Below are 25,674 nucleotides of genomic sequence, written 5' to 3' on the forward strand. Positions count from 1 at the left end.
GCTTCATGACGAGCTCTGACAAGCCTGACAACGCCGCGGACACCTCCGACACCACCGCCGGGCACACCGGCGTCGCCGCCATGGACTGGGCGGCCGCCTCCGCCGACCCCCAGTACCGTGCGGCTGTCGTGGACCTGCTCGGCGCGCTCGCCTACGGCGAGTTGGCGGCGTTCGAGCGGCTCGCGGAGGACGCCAAGCTGGCGCCCACCCTGGCGGACAAGGCGGAGCTGGCGAAGATGGCGTCGGCCGAGTTCCACCACTTCGAGCGGCTGCGCGACCGGCTCGCCGGCATCGGCGAGGAGCCGACGCAGGCGATGGAGCCGTTCGTCGCCGCCTACGACGGCTTCCACAAGCAGACGGCGCCCTCCGACTGGCTGGAAGGGCTGGTCAAGGCGTACGTCGGCGACTCCATCGCCAGTGACTTCTACCGCGAGGTCGCGGCCCGTCTGGACTCCGACACCCGCGCGCTGGTGCTGGCGGTGCTGGACGACACCGGGCACGGCGGCTTCGCCGTGGAGAAGGTGCGCGCGGCGATCGACGCGGACCCGCGGGTGGGCGGTCGGCTCGCGCTGTGGGCGCGGCGCCTGATGGGCGAGGCGCTGTCGCAGTCCCAGCGGGTGGTCGCCGACCGGGACGCCCTTTCGACCATGCTCGTCGGCGGCGTCGCGGACGGGTTCGACCTCGCCGAGGTCGGCAGGATGTTCTCCAGGATCACCGAGGCGCACACCAAGCGCATGGCGGCACTGGGCCTGGCGGCCTGAGGACCGCCCCGGGCCGGCTCAGTCCCGGCGCCACCATCGGCGGCCGGTCACGCGGTCGCCGAGCGGCGGCGCAGTCTTCCCGCCGGGCGCAGCAGCAGCGACAGGGACGCCACGGACACGATCACCGCGCCGAGCAGCACCGTCAGCAGGCTGCCGGCGTCCAGCGCGGAGTTCACGAGGAACGCCCCGAGGAGCGCTCCGGCCACCCCGGTCGGCAGCACCAGGGCGCGGGCGGGAAGACGATGCGGCAGACGGCGGTGCGCCGCCAGTGCCAGAGCCAGGCCGAGGATCGCGGAGCTGAGCGCTTCCAAGAGCATGTCGGGGTCCCTCCCACATGGCCGGCCTGCTCGCATCGGTCGTAGCCCGTCTTACCCCTGACCTGCGGAATCCAATCCTCCCCTGTGGAGGACCCGTGTGCCGTCCGTGAACGCGCGCGGGAACGCGAAGGGCCCGGCGGGATGAACCGCCGGGCCCTCGTGCGACTGTTCGACAGCCGGTCGCGCCTACAGTGCGCCGAAGCCCACCTTGCGCGGGGCCGGCTCGCCGATCTCGATGTAGGCGAGCCGGTCGGCCGGGACCAGGATCTTGCGGCCGTGCTCGTCCACGAGGCTCAGCAGCTGCGACTTCCCGGCCAGCGCCTCGGCCACCACGCGCTCGACCTCCTCGGCGCTCTGACCGCTCTCCAGAACGATCTCGCGGGGCGCGTGCTGCACGCCGATCTTGACCTCCACGGCTATGTCCCTCCGACGGTCAGTGAAGTGCGCGACCTTTACGCGCCGTACCAGCACACATTAGCCCGGTGAGGGGATGTACACGCTGTGCCCGGCCACGCCAGGAGCGAACACCCGACGGGAACAAGCGGCCGCCGTCGTCGCCCGCCCGCAGCTCAGTGCTGCTGTTCGTTGCCGTGCAGCGGGAATCCGGCGATGCCCCGCCAGGCCAGCGAGGTCAGCAGCTGCACCGCCTGGTCGCGCGGCACGCTCCGGTCGCTGTGCAGCCAGGACCGCGCCACCACCTGGGCGAGTCCGCCGAGCCCGGAGGCGAGCAGCGTCGACTCCGCCCGCGAAAGCCCGGTGTCCTCGGCGATCACGTCGCAGATCGCCTCCGCGCACTCGTTGGTGACCTTGTCGACACGCTCGCGCACGGCGGGCTCGTTCGTCAGGTCCGACTCGAAGACCAGGCGGAAGGCGCCGCCGTCGTCCTCGACGTACGCGAAGTAGGCGTCCATCGTCGCCCGGACGCGCTGCTTGTTGTCCGTCGTCGACGCCAGCGCGTGGCGCACCGACTGGATGAGCGCCTCGCAGTGCTGGTCCAGCAGCGCGAGATAGAGATCGAGCTTGCCCGGGAAGTGCTGGTAGAGCACCGGCTTGCTGACGCCCGCGCGCTCGGCGATGTCGTCCATCGCGGCCGAGTGGTAGCCCTGCGCGACGAAGACCTCCTGGGCGGCGCCCAGCAACTGGTTCCGCCGGGCACGGCGCGGCAGGCGTGTACCCCTCGGGCGTACCGCGTCTGTCTGCTCGATGGCTGTCACGCCGCCTCCCATTGTCGTCCACATGCGGTGTGAGCCGCGCCGCCATCGTACTTTTCGGTAACCGTGCCGCGCGCGGTGCGGGTGCAGAATTTCACGGACCGGACGGTGGGGAAAGCTGTACGGACGGTTTCAAAAGATGTCAGAGCGGGCAAGGGGCGTCCTCCTCACTGCCCGGCGACGGTCCCGGTCGGCGCTCCCGTCACCGGTAGTCGTCCTCGTCGAGGGAGACGATCCGGGCCTGCTCCACGAGATCCGCCTCGTTGGCGCGGTCGGGATCGACACCGGTCATCGGGTCGTCGCGGTCCGGCGCCACCTCCGCCTGCTGCTCGGCCGCGTCCACCCGGGGCGCCTCGACGTCGTACTCCTTCTCCTCGGGCGCGTTCTCGTCTTCCTCGAACGTCTCGGGGTCGGTCGGATCCACGGCCATGCTGGGCTCCCTTCCTACGAACGTCCCTGACGCATACAGGGGTCACATGCGGGTGCCCTGTATGCGAGCCTAGGAGACACCCGATCCGGACGCCATGCGATTCGCGACCGGGGCGTGACGGGGAGCGCACGCCGGAGAAGGGTCTCGCGGCGGCCTGTGACGGCGAACACATGAGCCGCCACGTGATCGTCTCGTAACATTGCCGCATGTCTTCGACCGAGCTGCCGTTCGTGCCGCCCGCCACCGTGCTTCCCAAGGTGGCGCCGGTCAGGGTGGCGGAGGGCGAGCGGCTCAGGTCGGTGGAGCTGCCCGGCGTCACGCTGTCGCTGCGGTCGCGGCCCCCCGCCCGGGAGGGCCTGCCCCCCGCCCTCTACGTCCATGGACTCGGCGGCTCCTCGCTGAACTGGTCGGCGCTGATGCCGCTGCTGGACGACTGCGTCGAGAGCGAGGCCGTCGACCTGCCGGGCTTCGGCGACTCCCCGCCCCCGGACGACGGCGACTACTCCGTCACCGCGCACGCGCGCGCGGTCATCCGCCATCTCGACGCGGCCGGCCGCGGCCCGGTGCACCTCTTCGGCAACTCCCTCGGCGGCGCGGTCACCACCCGCGTCGCCGCCGTGCGCCCCGACCTCGTGCGCACCCTCACGCTGGTGTCACCGGCCCTGCCGGAACTGCGGGTGCAGCGCACCGCCGTCCCGACGGGACTGCTGGCGATCCCCGGCATCGCACCGCTGTTCACCCGGATCACCCGGGAGTGGACGGCGGAACAGCGGGTCCAGGGCGTCCTGCGGCTCTGCTACGGGGACCCCGCGCGGGTGACGCCGGAAGGGTTCCGGCACGCCGTGCAGGAGATGGAGCGGCGGCTGCGGCTGCCGTACTTCTGGGACGCGATGGCGCGCTCCGCGCGGGGGATCGTCAGCGCCTACACCCTGGGTGGCCAGCACGGACTGTGGCGCCAGGCCGAAAGGGTGCTGGCGCCGACCCTGCTCGTCTACGGCGGCCGGGACCAGCTCGTCGGCTTCCGGATGGCCCAGCGGTCGGCGCGCGCGTTCCGGAACTCCCGGCTGGTGACACTCCCGGACGCGGGGCACGTGGCGATGATGGAGTACCCCGAGACGGTGGCCCTCGCCTTCCGTGAACTGCTCGCGGATGCAACGGAATCGGCGCGCGAGGGGGATACTGGTGAGCCGGGCGCGCTGGGCGCCCCGGGTCCGACCGCCGGCACCGGCGGGGAGACCACCACCGAGAACACGAGGGGCTGAGGCGCGACGTGGGACGCCACAGCCGCCGCGGACCCGCCCGGAAGGGCGGCGCCGCGGACACCGGAGCAGTACGGGACGGCGCTCCCGCCCCGGCCGCCCGTCCCCGGCAGGTGCCGGGCCAGGGATACGGCACCCCGCCCTACGGCACCCCGGCAGCCGGAACCCCACGCCACCCCGACGGCACCCCGGCGCACGGCGTGCCGCGCCTGCCGGACGGCACTCCCGCGCACGGCGTGCCGCGCATGCCGGACGGCACCCCGGCGCACGGCGTGCCGCGCATGCCGGACGGCACCCCCGCGCACGGCCTGCCGCGCATGCCCGACGGGACCCCGGCGCACGGGTTTCCCCGGCTTCCCGACGGAACCCCGGCCCACGGCTTTCCCCCGGCGCGGGGCGGACACCCCGAGCAGCGGGAACCCGGCGGCGGCTGGGGGGCGTCGAACGGCCGGACGGCCGCCGGAACCGGATACGGCACACGGCCCGGACAGGGCGCCCCCCTCCCGCGCCAGCGGCAGGCACCGCCCGGAGGGCCGCGCCAGGACTACGTCGACGCCTTCGACGACGAAACCGACCTCTTCACCCCGCTCGACACCCCCGCCGCGCACCGCGCGGATCCCTACGCCGCCGTCACCGACTGGGACACCGCGCCGGCTCCCGGCGGCCCCTCCGGCCCCGAGGACGGCGGCCCGCCGCCGGCCGCGGAACCCGAGCAGCCCAAGGGCGGCAAGAGCCGCACCTTCACCGGGATCGCGGCCGCCGCCGTCACCACGGTGCTGGCCGTCGTGGTGGCCGGACAGGTCGCCGACGATCCCGGCGGCTCAGCCGGGCGGCCGCAGTCCGTCGGCGACCAGGCCCGCGACGCAGGGGACTCCGCCTCGCGCGGCGACGACCGGGAGACGCCCTCCGCGCCCGACGCCGAACCGCTGACGTACGGGCAGATGATGAGCCAGAAGAACCCGGTCAGCGCCGCACGCGGCGGAACGGGGAAGTTCCGGGCGATCCCCGGAATCGACAAGGCGCCGGGCAAGGGGCAGAAGAGCACCTACCGTGTGGACGTCGAACAGGGGCTGGACCTCGACGGCGAACTCTTCGCCGAGGCCGTGCAGAAGACCCTCAACGACAACCGCAGCTGGGCCCACAACGGCGCGCGCACCTTCGAGCGCGTCCACTCCGGCCAGGTCGACTTCGTGATCACCCTGGCCAGTCCGGAGACGACCGCCGACTGGTGCGCCAAGTCCGGCCTGGACACCACCGAGGACAACGTCTCCTGCGACTCGGCGGCCACCGAACGCGTGATGATCAACGCGGACCGGTGGGCGCGGGGAGCGGACACGTACGGCGACGAGATCCACGCCTACCGCCAGATGCTGATCAACCACGAGGTCGGCCACCGCCTGGGCTTCAACCACGTCACCTGTGACAAGGACGGCGACCTGGCCCCGGTCATGCAGCAGCAGACCAAGTTCCTCGACCACGACGGGATCAGCTGCCGCCCCAACGCGTGGGCGTACCCCAAGGACTGACCGCCCGGCGCGGCGAACGCGCTCCGCGCGGGAAAGTTACGCCCGTTCACCCCTTTTGATGGCGTGATGGACAACCGTCCGTCACGCCACCTCCTTGTCCGCATACGTTCGTCCCGCTGCGAGCCGCCGGACCAACGGCGGCTCCCCACACGGGAGATCGGGGGTGCACACGTGCGCATCGGACTGCTTACGGAGGGTGGCTATCCGTATGTGGGCGGTGAGGGCGGGCTCTGGTGCGACCGCCTGGTACGCGGACTGGACCGGCACGAGTTCGACGTCTACGCGTTCAGCAGCGGCGAAGCACAGGAGGACGCGGGCTGGGTCCCGCTGCCGCCCCAGGTCGGCAGGGTCCGCACCGCCCCCCTGTGGACGGCCGAGGCCGACGGCGTGGTGCACGGCCGCCGCGCACGCCGGCGCTTCTCGGAGCACTACGGCGAACTGGCCGCCGTCCTCTGCGCCGCTACGCCCGAGGCGGACCGTTTCGCCACCGCTCTCCTGGGCCTCGCCGAACTCGCCCGCGACGAAGGCGGTCTGGTGGCGGCACTCCGCTCCGAGACCGCCGTACGCGCCCTGGAACGCGCCTGTCGCGCGCCCGGCGCCCGGCGGACCGCGCGTGAGGCCCGCGTCCCCGATCTGCTGACCGTGGCCGCGCACCTGGAGCGCGCCCTGCGCCCCCTCTCGCTCGACTGGTACGAGGAGGACGGGCTGGGCGCGGTCGACCTGTGCCACGCGGCGGCCGGGGGAGTGACGGCTCTTCCGGGCCTGCTCGCCCACCACTTCTTCGGAATCCCCTTCCTGGTCACCGAGTACGGCGTACGCCTGCGGACGCACTACCTGACCCGCCCGGACTCCTCACCCGCGGTCCGCTCCCTGCTCGCCGCCTTCCACGGCGCGCTCGCCTCCGAGACCTACCGCCGGGCCGCGTTCGTGACGCCGGGCAACACGCACGCACGCCGCTGGCAGGAGCGCTGCGGCGCCGACCGGTCCAAGGTCCGCACGGTGTACCCGGGCATGGACGCCGCACCCTTCGCGGAGGCGGGGGAGTCGCCGGAGACGGCGGATCCGCACACCCTGGTCTGGGTCGGCCGGGTGGAGCCCGCCAAGGACCTGGTCTCCCTGCTGCACGCCTTCGCGGCGATCCGCAAGGAGGAACCGAGGACCCGTCTGCGGATCGTCGGCGGTCCGGCGGACCCGGAGGGCGCCGCCTACCTCGGCCACTGCCGGGCCCTGGCCGCGCAGCTCTTCCCCGACGAGGCCGAGGGCCCGCACTCCGTGGGCGCCAACCCGGTGTCCTTCGAGGAGACCGGCGGCCCCGACCTGCCCACCCGCACCGCCGCGTACGCCTCGGCCGCGGTGACCGTGCTCTCCAGCGTCGTCGAGGGGTTCCCGGCCGGCCTGGTCGAGGCGATGTTCTGCGGGCGCGCGACGGTCTCCACGGACGTCGGCGCGGTCGTGGAGGCCATCGGCGGCACCGGTCTCGTCGTACCGCCGCGCAACCCGCGGGCCCTCGCCGACGCCTGCGTCTCCCTGCTGCGCGACCCCGAGCGCCGCGCACGCCTCGGCGCGGCCGCCCGCGCCCGCGCGCTCGAACTGTTCACCGTCGACCAGAACATCGCGGCCTTCCACGGGATCTACCTGGAGATCGTCGCGCGGACCCCGGCCCGCCGCCTCCCCCTCGACGGCACCGGCGCCCCCCTCCCCTTCGCGGCTCCCGCCGAGGCCCACGTCCCCGGCCACTGGACCGAACCCACTCCCCGTGCCGTCCCCACGTGGGCGACGCAGACACCGGTACCCGCGACGGAGACAGTCCGATGACCGACCTCGGCGAACTGAACCGCAGCACCCCGCCCGGCGCGGCCGACCCGGTCAAGGCGCTGCTGCACCGCCACCGCGACCTGTGCGAACGGGCGGTGGACCCCCTGGAGATCGCGGCCGGCCTGGAGGCGCACGGCATCACCGACCGCACCGCCGCCCGCTTCCGCCACCGCGACGTCTTCTCCCTCGCGGAGGAGCTCTACGCCCGCGTCCCCCGCGACGAGACACCCCCGGAGCCCACCCCCACCACCACCGCCCCCAAGAGGAGCACGGGCTGGACGGTCCTCACCCTCCTCCCCGGCGCCCTGTGCGTGGCAACGGTGATCGCCCTGCGCCTCACCCACGGCCAGACCCGCCTCTACGCGGTGGCCGCCGGCGCCCTCGCCATCACCCTCGCCCTGCGCGCGGCGCTGCGCCGGGGCCCACTCAGCGCCCGCACCGCCATCCCGCCCCGCTCCGCGACCGCGACCTGCTGGCTCCTCACCTACGCCGTCCTCGGCGACGGCCTCCTCGACGCCGCCGTCACCGGCGGCCCCGACGGCCTGCCCGACGGCACGGCCGAGGGGGACTGGCCGATCGCCCTCGCCCCCGTGACGGCCCTCGCCCTCTCCTGCGCGCCCGCTGCCTGGGCCGCGCACCTCTTCACCGCCCGCGTCCGCCGCAGGCTGGCGTCGAGCCGGGGCCTGGAGGACTTCTCGGCTTCCGTACGCCCGGTGCTCATCGGCGTCTTCACCCTGTTCCTCGCGGCGCTGACCGCCCTCCTCACAGCCACGACGGCACTCCTCGACGAGCCCCTCGCCCTCCCCGCGACGCTCGCCCTGGGCGGCCTCCTCTTCCTGGCCCGCCTCCTCACCATCCACGGCTTCACCCACGCGCCGAGGGTGATCCTCACGGTCACGGCGGTGGCCCAGACGGCGGGACCGGCCACGATCCTCATGGCACGCCTGCCCGGCTGGGACGTGCTGGCGACACCGGTGCAGACGCTGACCTCCGCGTGGGGGGTTGCCGCGCTGCCCACCCTCACCTGCGGTGCGGCGGCGCTGGTCCTCCTCCTCCACGCCTCCCGCAAACTCCCCCGGGCCTCCGCCCACATCCCCCCGGAGCCACCCCAGTGAGCCCCCGTCGACACCACGGTTGCCCGGCGCGGGTGCGGGCCGGGGGTGGGTCGCGCAGCCCGGCGTCCACGGGGTGCCGTCGCGCCCACCCGTGCCGCCCTGCGGCACGACTGCCCGCGGGGAGCGGCGGGTGCGGCAGCCCGCGGAGAGCGGCGGGTGTGGCGGATGGCCGCCGACGGCGCGGAGGGGGTGGGGCGGGGGTGGTCGCCCGCAGTGGCTGGCGCGTCCGCACCCTGCGCCCCTTCCAGCTGGGACAGTCGCGCCAGTCCGAGGACGTCCACCCCCGCCCCGCCCCCGACCCACCCACCACCCGTAGGCACCCACCGCACGACGGAGAACCCCGCATGACCACCCCGGACGTCAAAGGAGCCGCCCGATGAGAGTCCTGTTGATCGGAGCCAACGGCTACATCGGCCGCTTCGTGGCCGACCGCCTCCTGGCCGACCCCGCAGTCCAGCTCACCGCCCTAGGCCGCGGCGACGACGCCGACGTCCGCTTCGACCTCGCCACCGGCAGCCCCGGCGCACTCACCCGCTTCCTCGACGCCGTCCACCCCGGCGTGGTCGTCAACTGCGCCGGCACCACCAGAGGCGGCGCCCGCGACCTCACCCGGCACAACACCGTCGCCGTCGCCACGGTGTGCGAGGCCCTCCGCCGCAGCGGCTGCGGCGCACGGCTCGTGCAGATCGGCTGCGGCTCGGAGTACGGCCCCAGCCAGCCCGGCTCGTCCACTGCGGAGGACGCCGTCCCCCGCCCCGGCGGCCCCTACGGCGTCAGCAAGCTCGCCGCCACCGAGCTGGTCCTCGGCTCCGGCCTGGACGCCGTCGTCCTCCGCGTCTTCTCACCCGTCGGCCCCGGCACCCCCGCAGGCTCCCCCCTGGGCCGCCTCGCCGAGGCGATGCGCCGCGCCATGCAGTCCGGCGACGGCGAGCTGAAGCTCGGCGGCCTCGGCACCCAGCGGGACTTCATCGACGTCCGCGACGTGGCCCGCGCCGTCCACGCCGCCTCACTCTCCGCCGCCCAGGGCGTCATCAACATCGGCTCGGGCCGCGCCGTCCGCCTGCGGGACGCCGCCGGAATCCTCGCCCGCGTGGCCGGCTACGGCGGCACCCTCAACGAACTGGACGCCCACCCACCCCACGCACCCCACACACACGCACCCCACACACACGCACCCCACCCCACCACCCCCCTCCGCACCACCATCGGCCACCCCCGCCCGGACCCGGACCGCGACCGCGACCGCGACAGCGACCGCGACCGGGAGCGCGACCGAGACCGCCACCGCGACCACCCCCCCACCACCCAGGTCGCCTTCCCGTACCCCGACGGCTGCGGCAGCTGGCAACAGGCCGACGTCCGCACCGCACGCGACCGCCTCGGCTGGCGCCCCCGCATCAACCTCGAGGAGTCCCTCGCCGACATCTGGATGGAGGCGGCATGCCGTATCTGACCAGCGTCAAACCCCCCACCGCGAGCACCGGCGTCCGCACCGGCTTCGGCGTCCCCGGCCTCGCCCACCCCCTCGTCGCCCCCACCGAGTGGGCCGGACTCACCCGCCCCGGCACCCCTCTGCACTGGGTCGTCCTCAACGTGGCCGACGGCCCCGGCGTCCAGCCCGACCCGCACTGCCTGGAGGCGGCCGGGCGCCTCCGCAACGCCGGTGTCCGCGTCCTCGGCCACCTCGACCTCGCGTACGGTCTGCGCGCGTTCGGCGAGCTGGCCCCGGACGCCCGCCGCTTCATCGACTGGTACCAGGTCGACGGCTTCCTCCTGGACCGCTGCCCCGCGGACCGGGCCGCCCTCCCGGAGGTGCGGCGCACGGTCGCCACCCTCCGCGCGCTCCACGACGACCCCCGCGACGCGCACCTCGTCCTCGGCCACGGCACCCACCCGCACGCCGGGTACGTCGAACTCGCCGACCAGCTCGTCACCTTCTCCGGCCCGTGGAGCGACTACCGCTGGTCCCAGGTGGCGGAGTGGACCGCCGACCATCCGCCCGAGCGCTTCTGCCACTTCGTCCACGGAGTGCCCGCCCCGCATCTGGACGAGGCCCTGCGCATCGCCCGCTGGCAGGGAGCAGCAACGATCTACTTCACGAACCACACTCACCGAGCCCACCACCCGGGCCCCTCGGCCCACCGGACCCGCACCGCCCCCTGGGAGCCCCTGCCCGGCTACTGGGACGACATCGTCTCGCGCCTCGGGACGGGTGTCTCGGAATGAAAAAGGCCATGGCAGTGTTAAGCGGAGAACAACCGTAGTGATTGACCGATCAACGGAGTCCCCGTGTCGCTGCCACCCCTGGTCGAGCCGGCCCCCGAGCTCACCGTAGACGAGGTCCGCAGGTACTCCCGCCACCTGATCATCCCCGATGTGGGCATGGACGGGCAGAAGCGGCTGAAGAACGCCAAGGTGCTCTTTGTGGGCGCCGGTGGCCTGGGTTCGCCGGGTCTGATGTACATGGCCGCGGCGGGCGTGGGCACGCTCGGCATCGTGGAGTTCGACGAGGTCGACGAGTCGAACCTGCAGCGTCAGGTCATCCACAGCCAGTCCGACATCGGCCGTCCCAAGGCCGAGTCCGCCCGTGACACCGTCAAGGGCATCAACCCGTACGTGAACGTGATCCTTCACGAGGAGCGGCTCGAGGCCGACAACGTGATGGACATCTTCAGCCAGTACGACCTGATCGTCGACGGCACGGACAACTTCGCGACCCGCTACCTGGTCAACGACGCCTGCGTGCTGCTGAACAAGCCGTACGTCTGGGGTTCGATCTACCGCTTCGACGGGCAGGCCTCGGTCTTCTGGTCCGAGCACGGCCCCTGCTACCGCTGCCTCTACCCGGAGCCGCCGCCGCCCGGCATGGTCCCCTCCTGCGCCGAGGGCGGCGTCCTGGGCGTGCTCTGCGCGTCCATCGGCTCCATCCAGGTCAACGAGGCCATCAAGCTGCTCGCCGGCATCGGCGAGCCCCTCGTCGGCCGTCTGATGATCTACGACGCCCTGGAGATGCAGTACCGCCAGGTCAAGGTCCGCAAGGACCCCGACTGCGCGATCTGCGGCGAGAACCCGACCGTCACCGAGCTCATCGACTACGAGGCCTTCTGCGGCGTCGTCTCCGAGGAGGCCCAGGCGGCGGCCGCCGACTCCACGATCACTCCCAAGCAGCTCAAGGAGTGGATCGACGACGGCGAGAGCATCGAGCTCATCGACGTCCGTGAGCCGAACGAGTTCGAGATCGTCTCCATCCCGGGCGCCCGGCTGATCCCCAAGAACGAGTTCCTGATGGGCAACGCCCTGGAGAGCCTGCCGCAGGACAAGAAGATCGTCCTGAACTGCAAGACGGGCGTCCGCAGTGCGGAAGTCCTCGCCGTCCTGAAGTCCGCGGGCTTCGCCGACGCCGTCCACGTGGGCGGCGGCGTGATCGGCTGGGTCAACCAGATCGAGCCCGAGAAGCCGGTCTACTGACAGACACCGGACCCTGACGAGGTCGGGGCGGGGGCTCCGCGCACGACGAGTGCGCGGAGCCCCCGTCGTCATGAGCAGACCTTGCCGTCCTCGGGCACCGTGCCGTCCAGCAGGTAGGCGTTCACCGTGGAGTCGACGCAGTCGCTCCCGCTGCCGTACGCGCCATGGCCCTCGCCCTTCCAGGTGAGCACCACGCCGACGCCCTCGCCCAGCTCGTCGGCCATCCTCCGTGCACCCTCGTACGGCGTGGCCGGGTCGCCGGTGTTGCCCACGACGAGGACCGGCTTCGCGCCCGGCGCGCTCACCTCCGGGGTGTCGTACTGGCCGGGGACCGGCCAGTCGTGGCACCAGCCGGCCGTGTCCCAGCCGAGGAAGGACCCGAACACGGGGGAGATCTCCTCGAACTCGGGCAGCAGCCGCTTCGTCTCCTCGAGGGTGGGCCGCTGCTTGTCGTCCAGGCACGATATGACCCGCTGGGAGTGGGTCGTCGTGCCGTAGCCTCCCGAGTCGTCGCGCTCGTTGTAGCCGTCGGCGAGCGCCAGCAGCTCCGAGCCGTCCCCCTCCTCCGCGGCCTCGAGCGCGCTGGTCAGCACCGGCCAGCTGCTCTTGCTGTACAGCGGCAGGACGATGCCGGTCAGCGCCAGCGTCTGTGTCAGCTCCCGCCCGGGCGAGGACGTCGGCAGCGGTTCGGAGTCGATCCGGTCCAGCAGCCCGGCGATCTCCCGCGACCCCTGTTCGGGGTCCCGCCCGGTGGACTTCAGGTAGTTGTCGAGCGCCGTCTGGAAGCCCCGGGTCTGGTTCTTGGCGTGGCCGAACGTGTCGGCGCTCGGGTCGACCACCGCGTCGAGCGTCATCCGCCCCACCTTCTTCGGGAACAGGTGGGCGTAGACACCGCCGAGTTCGGTGCCGTAGGAGATGCCGAAGTAGTTCAGCCGGTCGTCGCCGAGGACCTGGCGGATGCGGTCCATGTCGCGAGCGGTGTCGGTGGTCGAGACGTGCGCCATCAGCTTCCCGGCGGCCTTCTGGCAGCCCTTGCCGAAGCCGGCGGCGTCCTCGAGGAACGTCCGCTCCTCGGCCGGGGTGTCCGGGGTGCCGTCCACGGACGACTCGGCGGCCTGGATGTCCTTGTCGTCGCGGCAGCGGACGCCCTCGCTGGCGGCGACCCCGCGCGGATCCCAGCTCACCAGGTCGTAGCGCTCGCGCAGTTCGGAGACCGAGGCGGCGTAGGACGGCATCATGGACACGCCCGAGCCGCCGGGCCCGCCGAAGTTGAAGAGCAGCGAGCCGAGGCGGTCGTCTCCGGTGGCCTTGGCCCGGATGAGGGCCAGCCCGATCGTGGAGCCGTCCGGTTTCGACCAGTCCAGCGGCACCCGGAGGGTGGCGCACTGCCAGTCGCCCCCCGGCGCGGGGGTGTCACCGGAGGCCTTGCAGCGCCCCCAGTCCAGGGCCGTGCCACCGCTCCTTCCGTCGTCGCCGGACGAGCCGCCGCCGGTACAGCCGGCCGTCAGCAGCGCGGCGGCGGCCGTGAGGGCCGCCCACCGTGTGAAACGGGTCATGTGCCACATCCCCCCTCTCTGGCCGTCCGCACCGTGCCGCGGATGGCGGTCAGGCCATGGTAGGCAGATCCGCCGTCCGCCGCCGCGACCTGTGGATAACGCTCTGACCTGCGGTTTTAAAGTGAGCGTGACGGTGAACGCGGCAGCGGGCGTGACGTCCGCTCACGAACAGACGGTCCCGGCTTCCGGCACTTTCCCGTCCAGGAGATAACCGTCCACCGCTGCCCGCACGCACCTGTTCCTGCTGTCGTACGCTCCGTGCCCCTGCCCCTTGTACGTCAGTTCCACACCGACGCCCCGCCCGAGAGCCTGCGCCATCCTGCGCGCCCCCTCGTACGGGGTGGCCGGATCGCCCGTGTTGCCGATGACCAGGATCGGGGCCGCGCCGGGGGCGTGGACGTCCGGATGGTCGGCGGCTCCCGCCACCGCCCAGTCGGTGCAGCCGACCAGACCCCACGCCAGGTACTCACCGAACAGCGCGGAGGCGGCCCGGAACTCCGGGAGCGCGCGCTCCACGTCCCCGGCGGTGTAACGGGGTTTGTCGTCGGCGCAGTTGATGGCCACGTTGGCCGGGACGAGGTTGCTGTACCCGCCGTTCTCGCTGCGGCCGTTCATCGAGTCGGACAGCACCATCAGAATCGTTCCGTCGCCGTCGTACGCCTGGTCGAGGCCGTCGGTGAGGTAGGGCCAGAAGTCCTTCGAGTACAGGGCCTGGGCGATCCCGCTGGTCGCCGCGGTCTGGGTCAGCTCGCGCGGGAAGATGCCGGGCAGGGGTTCGCCGTCAAGGTCCTTCAGCAGCTTGGCGATACGGTTCTTCACGTCCTGCGCGCTGTCGCCGACCGGGCACTCCTCGGTCCCCGAGACGCAGTCCTCGGCGTAGTTGTCGAGTGCGAGCTGGAACCCGCGGGCCTGTCCGAGCGAGCCCTGTTCCGCGTTCTCCGTGGGGTCGACGACCGCGTCGAACACGGCCCGGCCCACCTTCTTCGGGAACAGGTGGGCGTAGACACCGCCGAGTTCCGTGCCGTAGGAGACGCCGAAGTAGTGCAGCGCGTCGTCGCCGAGGACCTGGCGCATCAGGTCCAGGTCGCGGGCCGCGTCCGTGGTGCGCACATGGGGCAGGACCCGCTCGGAGTTGTTCTCGCAGGCCGCGTTGAACTTCTTGGTGCTGTCCAGCAGCTCCGTGCGTTCGGCGTTGTCGTCGGGGGTGGCGTCCTGCTGGAAGTACGCGTCGAGCTGCCGGTCGTTCTCACAGATCACGGGGTCGCTGCGGCCGACCCCGCGGGGGTCGAAGCTCACCAGGTCGTAGCGGGTGCGCAGGGTCGCGTAGTCCTCGCCGAACGCGGGCAGCGCGGTGACGCCGGAGCCGCCAGGTCCGCCGAAGTTGAAGATCAGGGAGCCGATGCGCTCGCTCGCCGCGCCGCTCGACCTGGCCCGGATCAGGGCGAGACCGATGGTGTCGCCCCCGGGTTCGCTCCAGTCCAGCGGCGCCTTCAGCGTGGCGCAGCTCCAGGTGCCCCGCGGGCCCGGCAGCGGGGAGGGGGCGGTGCCGCCGCCCTGCGCCTCGTCCGGAGCCGGGCAGTCCTTCCAGTCGAGCTGCTGCTCCGTCAGGTCCGCGTCCTTGTCGTCGCTCCCGCCGCAGCCCGCCAGCGGCGCGGACAGCAGGAGGGCGGAGAGGGTCAGGACGGCGGCACGCGGGCGGAAGGGGCGGAGCATGCTCCCATCTTGCGGTCGCCCCGTACGGCACGCGCGGGGCACGGGCCGTACGAGGGAGAACCTCCCGGCACAGAGCCGCCGGCCTACAGCGCCGCCTTGCGCGTGAGGTGGTTGAAGGCCAGCCAGCCCGGCAGCACCGGCAGCCACAGTGTCAGCAGCCGGAAGAGCAGCACCGCCGGCGCGGCGACCTCCTTGGGGAGCCCGACCGCGATCAGACCGACCGTCAGGGTCGCCTCCACCGCGCCCACACCGCCCGGTGTCGGGGCCGCCGACCCCAGGGCGTTGCCGGCGAGGAACACGACGGCGACGCTGGCGATGCTGACCGAGGTCGTGTCGTCGCCGAACGCCCGGATCGAGGCGTCCAGGCACATCACGAAGCAGGCGGTCAGCAGCAGCATGCCGCCGATCCCGGTGACCAGCTTCTGCGGCCGCTGCAGCACGTCCAGCATGCGCGGCACGACCCCGGCGAAGAGCGACCGCACGCGGGTGACGACGAACTTGCGCAGGAACGGCACCGAGGTCACCACGAGCACCAGCACCGCCACCGTCAGCAGGCCCCCGATGACCGTGCGGGAGGGGGTGAGGGAGGGCGTCTTCTCGGTGCCGGTGAGATAGCCGAAGGAGAGCAGCATCAGGATGTGGCAGCCGAGCCCGAAGAGCTGCGACGCGCCCACGCTCGCCACCGCGAGCCCCGGCCGCACCCCCGCGCGCTGCAGGAACCGCGTGTTCAGGGCGACCCCGCCCACGGCCGCGGGGGCGACGATCTTCACGAACGACCCGGCGACCTGAGCCGCCACGGTCCGCGGGAACGGCACCCGCTCCGGGACGAACCCCAGCAGGGCCATGGCGGCCGCGACGTAACTGGCGGCGGAGAACAGTACCGCCGCGGCCACCCAGCCCCACTCGGCGTTGGCGATGAGCGGGCCGAACTCGATGTGGGTGAGCTGCGTCAGCAGGAAGTACGCGCCGATCGCACCGGCGATGAAACTGATCAGGGTCCGCGGCCGCACCCGCTCCAGGCGGGCAGGTTCCACCGGGGCCTGCGGCCTGATCCGCAGCACCTCGTGCCGGATCTGGGAGAGCAGGTCCTCCTCGCGCGCCTCGTCCATGGCTTCGTCGAGGGCCCGTTTCTCGGCCCGCTGCTCCGCGCGGACGGCCTTCTTGTCGGGCTTGTCTGTCTTGTCGGGCCCGGCTTCGCCGGCGTCCTGCTCCGCGCGGCCCGCCTTCGACTGCCGGGAGGCCTCCAGGACCGCCTCACGTTCGCGCTCCGCCCTTTCGCGGGCCAGCCTGCGCAGCGTCCCGCGCGTGGAACGGCTCAGCGCGATGGGCTGGAGCATCGGCAGACAGTCCGCCACGGTGTCGGGGCCGAGGACGCTCAGCGCCGAGGCCACCGCGCGTTCGGCGCCCACCCTGAGGCCCAGCGTCACCAGCAGCTGGGAGGTGTCCATGCGGAGCAGCAGATCGCCGGCCGCGATCTCGCCGACGCGCAGATCGGTGAGGATCACGGTGCCGGAACGGTCCACCAGGATGGCGTCGCCCACCAGCCTGCGGTGCGCGATACGGCGGGACTGCAGGGCCTGTACCTGGCGCCAGGTGTCCCGCAGAAGGTCGTCGGTGATCTCCTCGTCCGGCAGCGAGTCCAGGGTGCGCCCGCCGCTGTGCTCGTAGACGAGCATGACCGCGTCGGGGCCGAGCTCGGAGGTCGCGATCAGCTTGGGCGCGTTGGCGCCCGCCGCGATGGCCGCGTAGGCCAGCAGCGCCTCCTGCTCCAGCGCCTGGCGCAGCGACTGCAGGCTGCTGCGGGTGGCGAAGCCGCGCAGGGCCAGGTTGCGCCACGCGCGGTAGAAGAAGCCCTGCGCCTGCTGTTCCCGGTCGACGACGGTGACGTCGAGCGGCGGGCCGTCCTCCAGGGTGACGAAGTACCGGCGTCCCCGGTCCCCGGTCTCGGAGGCGTCGCCGGACTCCACGCGCGAGGCGGTCACGGGGTGGAAGCCGACGGTCTGCAGGCCGGCCATCAGGGTGCGGCCGGTGGGGCGCACGTTGGGCGAACCCACCGCGTAGAGGGTGCCGTAGGCGACGGTCCAGCCGATCAGGACGGTCAGGATGATCGAGAACGGTGTCGTGTAGCCGGTGACGAGCATGGAGAAGGCGTCGAGGAGCAGCACCACCCACAGCACCGCGCGCCACCGGGGTCTGCGGGACATGCCCACGGCCGTCATGTACGCGATCACCGGGGCCAGATATCCGTGCACCGGGTCGGTGAGGGCGTGGATGTCGCCGGGGGAGGGCTGGGTGAGCGCCTCCTGGATGGAGTCCGGGGCGGCGCGCGCGACCCACAGGTCGGTGGCGAGTGTCACACCGTGGGCGAGGACGGCGGCGAGCACGCCGTCGGCGATCCGCAGGCCGTCCCGTTTGATCAGCCGTTCGATGGCGAAGGCCACCGGCACCAGGAGGATCGCGATGCTGGAAGCCAGTCCCGCGATCTTGATCAGCAGGTCGGGGGCCTGACCGGTGCCCTTGTTGATGTCCTGTTCCAGCCCCGACGTGGTGCCGTGGGCGAACGCGGCGATCGCCAGCAGCAGCACCACGGCGAGCACGCCGGCCAGGAGCCGCATGAGGTCGGAGGGGCGGTGCACCCGCGCGGGAAGCAGCGGTTCGTCGCCCTCCACCTCGTCGATGTGCGCCGTCTCGGGCTCGGCGGTGTCCGGGCGCGACGAGGCGTCAGGGGTGCCCTCTGTGTCCTCGGGGTGCGCACCCTGCTGCTTCATCGTCTCTTCTCGATCTTGTATCACCAGTCACCGCCCGCACGATGGTGGCATGCCGTACCGGTACAAGGGGGCATCAGGGTCCGAAAGCGGGGCGGCACAGTCTGCCCGACGCGCCGCCCGGGAGCGAGCCCCGCGGACGTGCGCGAGCGCGTCGCGTTGTCGGTGGGGTGGGGCAGGATGGACCGGATGAGCCAGGAGAGCCTTGCGTCCGACGGCGGTCCGGAGCACCCGGACGCCCTGCCCGAGTACGCCGAGCGCGTCCTCGAGGTGGCCGAGCTGATTCCGCCGGGGCGCGTCATGACGTACGGGGACGTGGCCGAGTGGCTGGGGGAGGGCGGTCCCCGGCAGGTGGGGCGCGTGATGGCCCTCTACGGGGGAGCCGTCCCGTGGTGGCGCGTCGTCCGCGCGGACGGCGTGCTGCTGCCGGGGCACGAGCCGAGGGCCCTCGGCCACTACCGCGCCGAGGGCACGCCGCTGAAGGAGGCGAGCCGGGCCGCCGAGGGCCATGTGCCACGCCTCGACATGAGGCGCGCGCGATGGGACGGCGGCGGGCACACCGAGGGTCACACCTGACAGCTTCCGCCATCGCGCGGGCCGCCGTGTGACCTGTGATCCCTCAGGGGAGGCCGGGGCGCATGCGCGGCATGACGTACGTTCGTGAGGCAAGGGGCAGGTGCGGCGGGAGTGGCCGGAGGGAAGAAGCGGAAGGTCTGCTTCCGTACTTTTCACCGGCGTAGCGTCGGCTGCGCGTTCCCCCTTCACCCCGCGACCACCACCCCGTACGCACGGCGAACGGACCCACAGCACACCCACCAGGACCGGCGAACCACGTGAGCACCTCTTCCTTCACCAGCGGCCTGTCGCACCCCCAGGTGCGGCGGGGGAACCGTGGCGCTTATCGACTGGTGCGTACCCCACCCGCTCGCGGGAATCCCCCCCGTCTGGACGCCGCGCAGCGCTCCGTGGTTGAGCACACGACCGGCCCCCTGCTCGTTCTCGCAGGTCCGGGCACCGGAAAGACCACCACGCTCGTCGAGTCCGTGGCCGCGCGGATCGCCCGTGGCGGGGACCCGGAACGGATCCTGGTGCTGACGTTCAGCCGCAGGGCGGCCGTCGAACTGCGCGACCGCATGGCCCTGCGCATCGGGGCGGCGCACGCCCCGCAGGCGACCACCTTCCACTCGTTCTGCTACGCCCTGATCCGCGCCCACCAGGACAGCGACCTCTTCGTGGAACCGCTGCGGCTGCTGTCCGGCCCCGAGCAGGACGTCACCGTCCGCGAGCTGCTCGCCGGCCAGGTGGACCTGGAACGGCTCGGACTCGCCCATGTGCGCTGGCCGGACGAACTGCGCGCCTGCCTCACCACCCGCGGCTTCGCCGACGAGGTCCGCGCGGTGCTCGCCCGCAGCCGCGAACTCGGCCTCGGCCCCGGCGCCCTGGACGCCTTCGCCCGCCGCATCGGACGCCCCGACTGGCGCGCCGCCTCCGCCTTCCTCGCCGAATACCTCGACGTCCTCGACCTGCAGGGCGTCCTCGACTACGCCGAACTGGTCCACCGCGCGGTGCTCCTCGCCCGCCGCCCGGAGATCGCCGGACAGCTCGCCGCGCGCTACGACGCCGTCTACGTCGACGAGTACCAGGACACCGACCCCGCCCAGGTACGGCTGCTGCACGCCCTGGCCGGCGGACGCACCCTCGTCGCCTTCGGCGACCCCGACCAGTCGATCTACGCCTTCCGGGGCGCCGACGTGGGCGGCATCCTGGAGTTCCCCCACGCATTCCCCCGCGCGGACGGCCGCCCCGCCCCGGTCGAGGTGCTGCGCACCTCCCGCCGCTCCGGAGCCGCCCTGCTGGACGCCACCCGGCGGGTGACCCGGCGCATGCCGCTGCCCCGCCTGCCCGCCGAGAAGGTCCGCGCGCACCGGGAGCTGACCCCGCACCGCGACGGCGGCCGGGCCGAGGTGTACACCTACCCGACGTCCGGCACCGAACTGGACAACATCGCCGACATCCTGCGCCGGGCGCACCTGGAGGACGGCGTCCCCTGGAACGAGATGGCCGTCCTGGTGCGGGCCGGCGCCCGCACCCTGCCCACGGTGCGCCGCGCGCTCACCTCGGCGGGCGTCCCCGTGGACGTCGACGGCGACGACCTGCCGCTGCGCCACGAACCCGCGGTCGCCCCGCTGCTGACGGCCCTGCGCGCGGTGGCGGCGGCGGAGGCGGACGGCCCCGCGGACACCGGGGCCGACGCCGCGGCCGCGCCGTGCTGGCTCGCCACCGAGACCGCCCTCACCCTGCTCACCTCCCCCCTCGCCGGCATGGACGCCGCCGATCTGCGCCGCCTCGGACGGGCCCTGCGCGAGGAGGAGCGGGCCGCGGGCAACCCGCTGCCGCCGCCCTCGGACGAACTGCTCGCGCGTGCGCTGGCCGAACCGGAGCGGCTCGCCGTGCACGACCCCGCGTACGCGCGGGGCGCCCAGCGCCTCGGCGCCCTGCTGAGCCGGGCCCGCGAACGCCTCGCGGGCGGCGGCACGGCCGAGGAGACCCTGTGGGACCTCTGGGACGGCACGCCGTGGCCGCAGCGCCTGGAGCGCTCCGCCCGGCGCGGCGGCGCGGCCGGCCGCAACGCCGACCGGGACCTCGACGCGGTGTGCGCGCTGTTCGCGACCGCCGCCCGCGCCGAGGAACGCACCGGCGGCCGGGGCGCCCTGAACTTCCTGGAGGAGATCGAGGCCGAGGACATCGCCGCCGACACCCTCACGCGGCGCGCCGCCCGCCACGACGCCGTGCGCCTGATGACCGCGCACCGCTCCAAGGGCCTGGAGTGGCGCCTGGTCGTCGTGGCCGGCGTCCAGGAGGGACTCTGGCCGGACCTGCGCCGCCGCGGCTCCCTGCTGGAGGCCGACCGCATCGGCCGCGACGGACTCGCCGAACCCCTCACCCCCGGCGCGCTGCTCGCCGAGGAGCGCCGTCTCTTCTACGTCGCCGCCACCCGCGCGCGCGAGCGTCTCGTCGTGACGGCCGTGCAGGCGCCCGCCGACGACGGTGACCAGCCCTCCCGCTTCCTCACCGAACTCGGCGTCGAACCCAAGGACGTCACGGGACGACCGCGCCGCCCCCTGTCCGTCGCCGCGCTCGTCGCCGAACTGCGCGCCACGACGGTCGACCCACGGGTCTCCGACACCCTCAGGGAGGCCGCCGCCCAGCGGCTGGCCCGGCTCGCGGCGCTCGCCGACGAGGACGGCCGCCCGCTGGTCCCGTCCGCGCACCCCTACCGCTGGTGGGGCATGTTCGAACCAACCCGCAGCAGGGTGCCCCTGCGCGACCGCGACCAGCCCGTCGTGCTCTCCGGCAGCGCCCTCGACCAGCTCGCCAACACTTGCGCCCTGCAGTGGTTCCTGGGCCGCGAGGTGAAGGCCGACGCGCCCGCCACCGCCGCCCAGGGCTTCGGCAACGTGGTGCACGTCCTCGCCGACGAGGTGGCCTCCGGGCACACCCCGGCCGATCTCGACGTCCTCATGGAGCGCCTCGACTCCGTGTGGAACGCGCTCGCCTTCGACGCGCCGTGGAAGTCGGCGCAGGAGAGGGAGAACGCGCGCGTGGCGCTCGAACGCTTCCTGAAGTGGCACGTCATGGACCGCACCGGACGCACCCCGGTGGCCAGCGAGCACGACTTCGACGTCACCCTCGGGGCGGGCGACTACGAGGTCCGCATCCGCGGCCAGATGGACCGGGTCGAGACCGACGGCGACGGCCGCGCGTACGTCGTCGACTTCAAGACCGGCAAACAGGCGCCGAGCTCCACGGAGGTGGAGCACCACCCGCAGCTCGCCGTCTACCAGCTCGCCGTCCGCGAGGGCGCCGTTGACGAGGCCTTTGGCGGAACCCGCCCCGAACCGGGCGGCGCCGAGCTCGTCCAGCTGCGTCAGGGGGCCGCCAAGCGGGACGGCGGCGAGACCCTGCCCAAGGTGCAGGCCCAGAAGCCGCCCGAGGGGGAGTGGGTCGGCGATCTGCTGGCCACGGCCGCCGGCAAGGTCCTCGACGAACGGTTCACCCCGACCACAGGCCAGCACTGCGCTCACTGCGCCTTCCGCGCCTCGTGCAGCGCCCGGCCCGAGGGCCGGCACGTCGTCGAGTGACCGGCGTGACGTATCGCACCACCCGCCCCGACCTGCGGTTCTCCGCTCCGGGAGGGCTCTGACGGCCTCCGCTGTCAGTGCCCGCCGCTAGATTCTGCGTGTGCCCGCTCGTATCACCGATCCCGATCAGCTCAAGGAGCTCCTCGGCATCCCCTTCACCCCGGAGCAGACGGCCTGCATCACCGCGCCGCCCGCCCCGCAGGTGATCGTGGCCGGAGCCGGATCGGGCAAGACGACGGTGATGGCGGCGCGCGTGGTGTGGCTGGTGGGCACCGGCCAGGTCGCCCCCGAACAGGTGCTCGGCCTCACCTTCACCAACAAGGCCGCGGGCGAGCTCGCCGAACGCGTCCGCAAGGCACTGGTCAGGGCCGGCGTCACCGACCCGGACGCCATCGACCCGGACAACCCCCCGGGCGAGCCGGTGATCTCGACCTACCACGCCTTCGCGGGCCGCCTGCTGACCGACCACGGACTGCGCGTCGGCCTCGAACCGACCTCCCGGCTGCTCGCCGACGCCACCCGCTACCAGCTCGCCGCGCGCGTGCTGCGCGAGGCCCCCGGCCTCTACCCGGCGCTCACCCGCTCCTTCCCCGACCTGGTCGGCGACCTCCTCACCCTCGACGCCGAGCTCGCCGAACACCTGGTACGCCCCGAGGACCTGCGCGACCACGACGCCGAGCTGCTGCGCACCCTGGAGAACACCAGGCTCACCAACGCCGACCTGCGCAAGGTCCCCGAGGCGGCCGCGGCCCGCCGCGAACTGGCCGACCTGGTGCTGCGCTACCGGGCCGCCAAACGCGAACGGGACCTGCTCGACTTCGGCGACCAGATCGCCCTGTCCGCCCGGCTCGCCGCCCTCCCCGAGGTCGGCCGAGTGCTGCGCGACGAGTTCCGCGTGGTCCTCCTCGACGAGTACCAGGACACCTCGGTCGCCCAGCGCGTCCTGCTCGCCGGACTCTTCGGCGGCGGCACCGGCCACCCGGTGACCGCGGTCGGCGACCCCTGCCAGGCGATCTACGGCTGGCGCGGCGCCTCCGTCGCCAACCTCGACGACTTCCCCGAGCACTTCGCCCACGCCGACGGCCGCACCGCCACCCGCCAGTCGCTCAGCGAGAACCGCCGCAGCGGCGGCCGCCTGCTGGACCTCGCCAACGGGCTCGCCGAGCCACTGCGCGCCATGCACGCGGGCGTGGAGGCGCTCCGCCCGGCCCCGGGCGCCGAACGCGACGGCACCGTGCGCTGCGCCCTGCTGGCCACCCACGCCGAGGAGATCGACTGGATCGCCGACTCCATCGCCCACCTCGTGAACACCGGCAAGGCACCCGGCGAGATCGCCGTGCTGTGCCGCACGGCCGGCGACTTCGCCGAGATCCAGGGCGCCCTGGTCGCCAGGGACGTCCCCGTCGAGGTGGTCGGCCTGTCCGGGCTGCTGCACCTGCCCGAGATCGCCGATCTCGTCGCCGTCTGCGAGGTCCTCCAGGACCCCGGGGCCAACGCCTCCCTGGTACGGCTGCTGACCGGCCCGCGCTGGCGCATCGGCCCCCGCGACCTCGCCCTGCTGGGCCGGCGGGCCCGGCGGCTCGTCACCCACGCGCGCGTGGACGGCGACGACGACCCCGACCGGCGGCTCGCCGAAGCCGTCGAGGGAGTCGACCCGGCCGAGGTGATCTCGCTCGCCGACGCCCTCGACACCTTCCTCGAGACCCCGATGGACGGCCGCCGGGACGACGACGGGCTGCCCTTCTCACCGGACGCGCGCGTGCGCTTCGCCCGCCTGGCCACCGAACTGCGCGACCTGCGCCGCTCCCTCGCCGACCCCCTCATGGACGTGCTGCACCGCGTCCTGGCCGTCACCGGCCTGGAGGTCGAGCTGTCCGCCTCGCCGCACGCCCTGGCCGCCCGCCGGCGCGAGACCCTGTCCAACTTCCTCGACGTCGCCGCCTCCTTCGCCGCCGGCGACGGCGAGGCCACCCTGCTCGCCTTCCTCGGCTTCCTGCGCACCGCCGCCCAGTACGAGAAGGGCCTCGACAACGCCCTGCCCGGCGGCGAGAACACCGTCAAGGTGCTCACCGCCCACAAGTCCAAGGGCCTCGAATGGGACGTCGTCGCCGTCCCCGGACTGGTCACCGGCACCTTCCCCAGCGGCCAGGGCCGCGAGAAGTGGACCGCGCAGGGCAAGGTGCTGCCGCACGCGCTGCGCGGCGACGCCGACACCCTGCCCGACGTCGACTCCTGGGACTCCCGGGGCCTGAAGGCCTTCCACGAGGCCATGAAGGAGCACCAGCACACCGAGGAACTCCGCCTCGGCTACGTCACCTTCACCCGCCCCCGCTCCCTGCTGCTCGGCTCCGGCCACTGGTGGGGACCCAGCCAGAAGAAGCCGCGCGGACCCTCCGCGTTCCTCCACGCCCTGTACCGGCACTGCGCCGCCGGGTACGGCGAGATCGAGGCATGGGCGGACGAGCCCGCCGAGGACGAGGAGAACCCGGCCCTTCACCGGGCCACCGACGACCAGGTGTGGCCCCTGGCCCTGGACGACGCCGCCCTTGCCCGCCGCCGCGCGGCCGCCGACACGGTCCTCGCCCACCTCGACCGCCTCGCCACCCGCTCCGACGGCCCCGCCGCGGCCGTGCACGACCCCGACGCCCAGGACCATCCGGACTGGCCGCCACCGCCCGATGACGAGGACCTCCCCGAGGAGGACCCCTTCGCGGACGCCGATCCGGGCGACTGGGACTCCTGGGTCACCGACCGTCCCGCCGTCCCGCACCAGGCGTCGGCCCCGGAAGCCGCCCCGCGCCCCCGCACGCCGGAGCGGGAGCCGGTGCCCCCGCCGCGCCCCCGGCTCACCCCCGAAGAGGCCCGCGCCGTCGCCTCCTGGGACCGCGACCTCGACGCCCTCGCCGGAGAGCTGCTGCGCACCCGCGAGAGCGTCACCGAGGTCCTGCTGCCCGCCTCGCTGACCGCCTCCCAGCTGCTGCGCCTGGCCGCCGACCCGGACGGCTTCGCCCAGGAGCTGGCCCGCCCCATGCCCCGCCCGCCGCAGCCCGCCGCACGCCGCGGCACCCGTTTCCACGCCTGGGTCGAGGCACGCTTCGAGGAACTGACCCTGCCCATGCTCGACCCGGACGAGCTGCCCGGCAGCGACGCCGAGATCGAAGACGAACGCGACCTGGAGGCCCTCAAGGAGGCCTTCGAACGCACCGAGTACGCCCACCGCACCCCGCACCGCGTGGAGACGCCCTTCCAGCTGTCGATCGCCGACCGCGTTGTCCGCGGCCGCATCGACGCCGTCTACACCAAGCAGGACGGTGACGGGACGACGTACGAGATCGTCGACTGGAAGACCAGCCGGGGCCGCACCGCCGACCCGCTCCAGCTCGCCGTCTACCGGCTCGCCTGGGCCGAACAGCAGGGGATCCCCCTGGAGAGCGTCACGGCCGCGTTCCTGTACGTGCGCACCGGCGAGGTGGTCCGCCCCGGCGCACTGCCCGGCCGTCCCGAACTGGAACGGCTGCTGCTCGGAGAGCCGCCCGGCGGGACGCCCGGTGAGATACCGCACTCCGAGGACACCGGCGCGGGCCGATAGGCTCGAG

At 73.4% G+C, this 25,674-nt stretch carries 18 protein-coding genes; 11 read left to right on the forward strand and 7 right to left on the reverse strand.

The window, feature by feature from the left end; all coding sequences use genetic code 11:
* Positions 1 to 5 precede the first annotated feature (5 nt).
* Positions 6 to 761, forward strand: a complete 756-nt coding sequence (locus CNQ36_RS23490) for a ferritin-like domain-containing protein (RefSeq protein ID WP_121548568.1) — start codon at positions 6 to 8, stop codon at positions 759 to 761.
* Positions 762 to 808: 47 nt separating this feature from the next.
* On the opposite strand, the gene CNQ36_RS23495 is transcribed toward CNQ36_RS23490, so the two are convergent.
* The 4 genes from CNQ36_RS23495 to CNQ36_RS23510 form a co-directional block, all read right to left on the reverse strand.
* Entirely contained in the window at positions 809 to 1,078 is a 270-nt protein-coding gene (locus CNQ36_RS23495; RefSeq protein WP_040906185.1) for a hypothetical protein, read from the reverse strand.
* Positions 1,079 to 1,264: 186 nt separating this feature from the next.
* On the reverse strand, positions 1,265 to 1,492 hold the full coding sequence (locus CNQ36_RS23500) for a DUF3107 domain-containing protein (RefSeq protein WP_030220063.1): 228 nt from the start codon (positions 1,490 to 1,492) through the stop codon (positions 1,265 to 1,267).
* Positions 1,493 to 1,647: 155 nt separating this feature from the next.
* Positions 1,648 to 2,292: a TetR/AcrR family transcriptional regulator gene (locus CNQ36_RS23505; RefSeq protein WP_004926056.1), complete on the reverse strand. Its 645-nt coding sequence runs from the start codon at positions 2,290 to 2,292 to the stop codon at positions 1,648 to 1,650.
* Positions 2,293 to 2,491: 199 nt separating this feature from the next.
* Complete coding sequence (locus CNQ36_RS23510; RefSeq protein WP_121547439.1) at positions 2,492 to 2,719, reverse strand: hypothetical protein; 228 nt, start codon at positions 2,717 to 2,719, stop codon at positions 2,492 to 2,494.
* 206 nt (positions 2,720 to 2,925) lie between these two features.
* Between CNQ36_RS23510 and CNQ36_RS23515 the strand changes: the two genes are divergently transcribed.
* The 7 genes from CNQ36_RS23515 (at position 2,926) to moeZ (ending at position 11,902) form a co-directional block, all read left to right on the forward strand.
* Positions 2,926 to 3,981, forward strand: a complete 1,056-nt coding sequence (locus CNQ36_RS23515; RefSeq protein WP_121547440.1) for an alpha/beta fold hydrolase — start codon at positions 2,926 to 2,928, stop codon at positions 3,979 to 3,981.
* A gap of 8 nt (positions 3,982 to 3,989) precedes the next feature.
* Positions 3,990 to 5,504 (forward strand): DUF3152 domain-containing protein, encoded by a 1,515-nt coding sequence (locus CNQ36_RS23520; protein ID WP_121547441.1) that lies wholly within the window; start codon positions 3,990 to 3,992, stop codon positions 5,502 to 5,504.
* 171 nt (positions 5,505 to 5,675) lie between these two features.
* The gene (locus tag CNQ36_RS23525) at positions 5,676 to 7,319 is read left to right on the forward strand and encodes a DUF3492 domain-containing protein (protein ID WP_121547442.1); all 1,644 of its coding nucleotides are present in this window, start codon (positions 5,676 to 5,678) and stop codon (positions 7,317 to 7,319) included.
* Complete coding sequence (locus tag CNQ36_RS23530) at positions 7,316 to 8,434, forward strand: hypothetical protein (protein WP_121547443.1); 1,119 nt, start codon at positions 7,316 to 7,318, stop codon at positions 8,432 to 8,434. The genes CNQ36_RS23525 and CNQ36_RS23530 overlap by 4 nt, the downstream gene beginning before the upstream one ends.
* Positions 8,435 to 8,810: 376 nt before the next feature.
* Positions 8,811 to 9,887 carry an SDR family oxidoreductase gene (locus tag CNQ36_RS23535; RefSeq protein WP_121547444.1) on the forward strand — a complete coding sequence of 359 codons (1,077 nt, stop codon included), beginning with the start codon at positions 8,811 to 8,813 and terminating at the stop codon, positions 9,885 to 9,887.
* Positions 9,875 to 10,660, forward strand: a complete 786-nt coding sequence (locus tag CNQ36_RS23540) for a spherulation-specific family 4 protein (protein WP_121547445.1) — start codon at positions 9,875 to 9,877, stop codon at positions 10,658 to 10,660. The genes CNQ36_RS23535 and CNQ36_RS23540 overlap by 13 nt, the downstream gene beginning before the upstream one ends.
* A gap of 63 nt (positions 10,661 to 10,723) precedes the next feature.
* On the forward strand, positions 10,724 to 11,902 hold the full coding sequence (gene moeZ, locus CNQ36_RS23545; RefSeq protein ID WP_004926030.1) for an adenylyltransferase/sulfurtransferase MoeZ: 1,179 nt from the start codon (positions 10,724 to 10,726) through the stop codon (positions 11,900 to 11,902).
* A 68-nt stretch (positions 11,903 to 11,970) separates the two neighbouring features.
* Here the strand turns inward: moeZ and CNQ36_RS23550 are convergent, their stop codons facing one another.
* The 3 genes from CNQ36_RS23550 to CNQ36_RS23560 all read right to left on the reverse strand — a co-directional run bounded on the left by CNQ36_RS23550 (position 11,971) and on the right by CNQ36_RS23560 (position 17,939).
* The gene (locus CNQ36_RS23550) at positions 11,971 to 13,458 is read right to left on the reverse strand and encodes an alpha/beta hydrolase (RefSeq protein WP_121547446.1); all 1,488 of its coding nucleotides are present in this window, start codon (positions 13,456 to 13,458) and stop codon (positions 11,971 to 11,973) included.
* Between the two features lie 162 nt (positions 13,459 to 13,620).
* Positions 13,621 to 15,171: an alpha/beta hydrolase gene (locus CNQ36_RS23555; protein WP_121547447.1), complete on the reverse strand. Its 1,551-nt coding sequence runs from the start codon at positions 15,169 to 15,171 to the stop codon at positions 13,621 to 13,623.
* Between the two features lie 83 nt (positions 15,172 to 15,254).
* Positions 15,255 to 17,939: a lysylphosphatidylglycerol synthase transmembrane domain-containing protein gene (locus CNQ36_RS23560; RefSeq protein WP_206278491.1), complete on the reverse strand. Its 2,685-nt coding sequence runs from the start codon at positions 17,937 to 17,939 to the stop codon at positions 15,255 to 15,257.
* A gap of 186 nt (positions 17,940 to 18,125) precedes the next feature.
* Here CNQ36_RS23560 and CNQ36_RS23565 point away from each other — a divergent pair, with 186 nt between their 5' ends.
* The 3 genes from CNQ36_RS23565 (at position 18,126) to CNQ36_RS23575 (ending at position 25,667) form a co-directional block, all read left to right on the forward strand.
* On the forward strand, positions 18,126 to 18,512 hold the full coding sequence (locus CNQ36_RS23565; protein WP_040908498.1) for an MGMT family protein: 387 nt from the start codon (positions 18,126 to 18,128) through the stop codon (positions 18,510 to 18,512).
* Positions 18,513 to 18,769: 257 nt separating this feature from the next.
* Positions 18,770 to 22,078, forward strand: coding sequence for an ATP-dependent helicase (locus CNQ36_RS23570; RefSeq protein ID WP_121547449.1), 3,309 nt, complete (start codon positions 18,770 to 18,772; stop codon positions 22,076 to 22,078).
* Between the two features lie 100 nt (positions 22,079 to 22,178).
* On the forward strand, positions 22,179 to 25,667 hold the full coding sequence (locus CNQ36_RS23575; protein ID WP_121547450.1) for a UvrD-helicase domain-containing protein: 3,489 nt from the start codon (positions 22,179 to 22,181) through the stop codon (positions 25,665 to 25,667).
* Positions 25,668 to 25,674: the final 7 nt, after the last annotated feature.

Source organism: Streptomyces fungicidicus (assembly GCF_003665435.1).
GTDB classification, from domain to species: domain Bacteria; phylum Actinomycetota; class Actinomycetes; order Streptomycetales; family Streptomycetaceae; genus Streptomyces; species Streptomyces fungicidicus.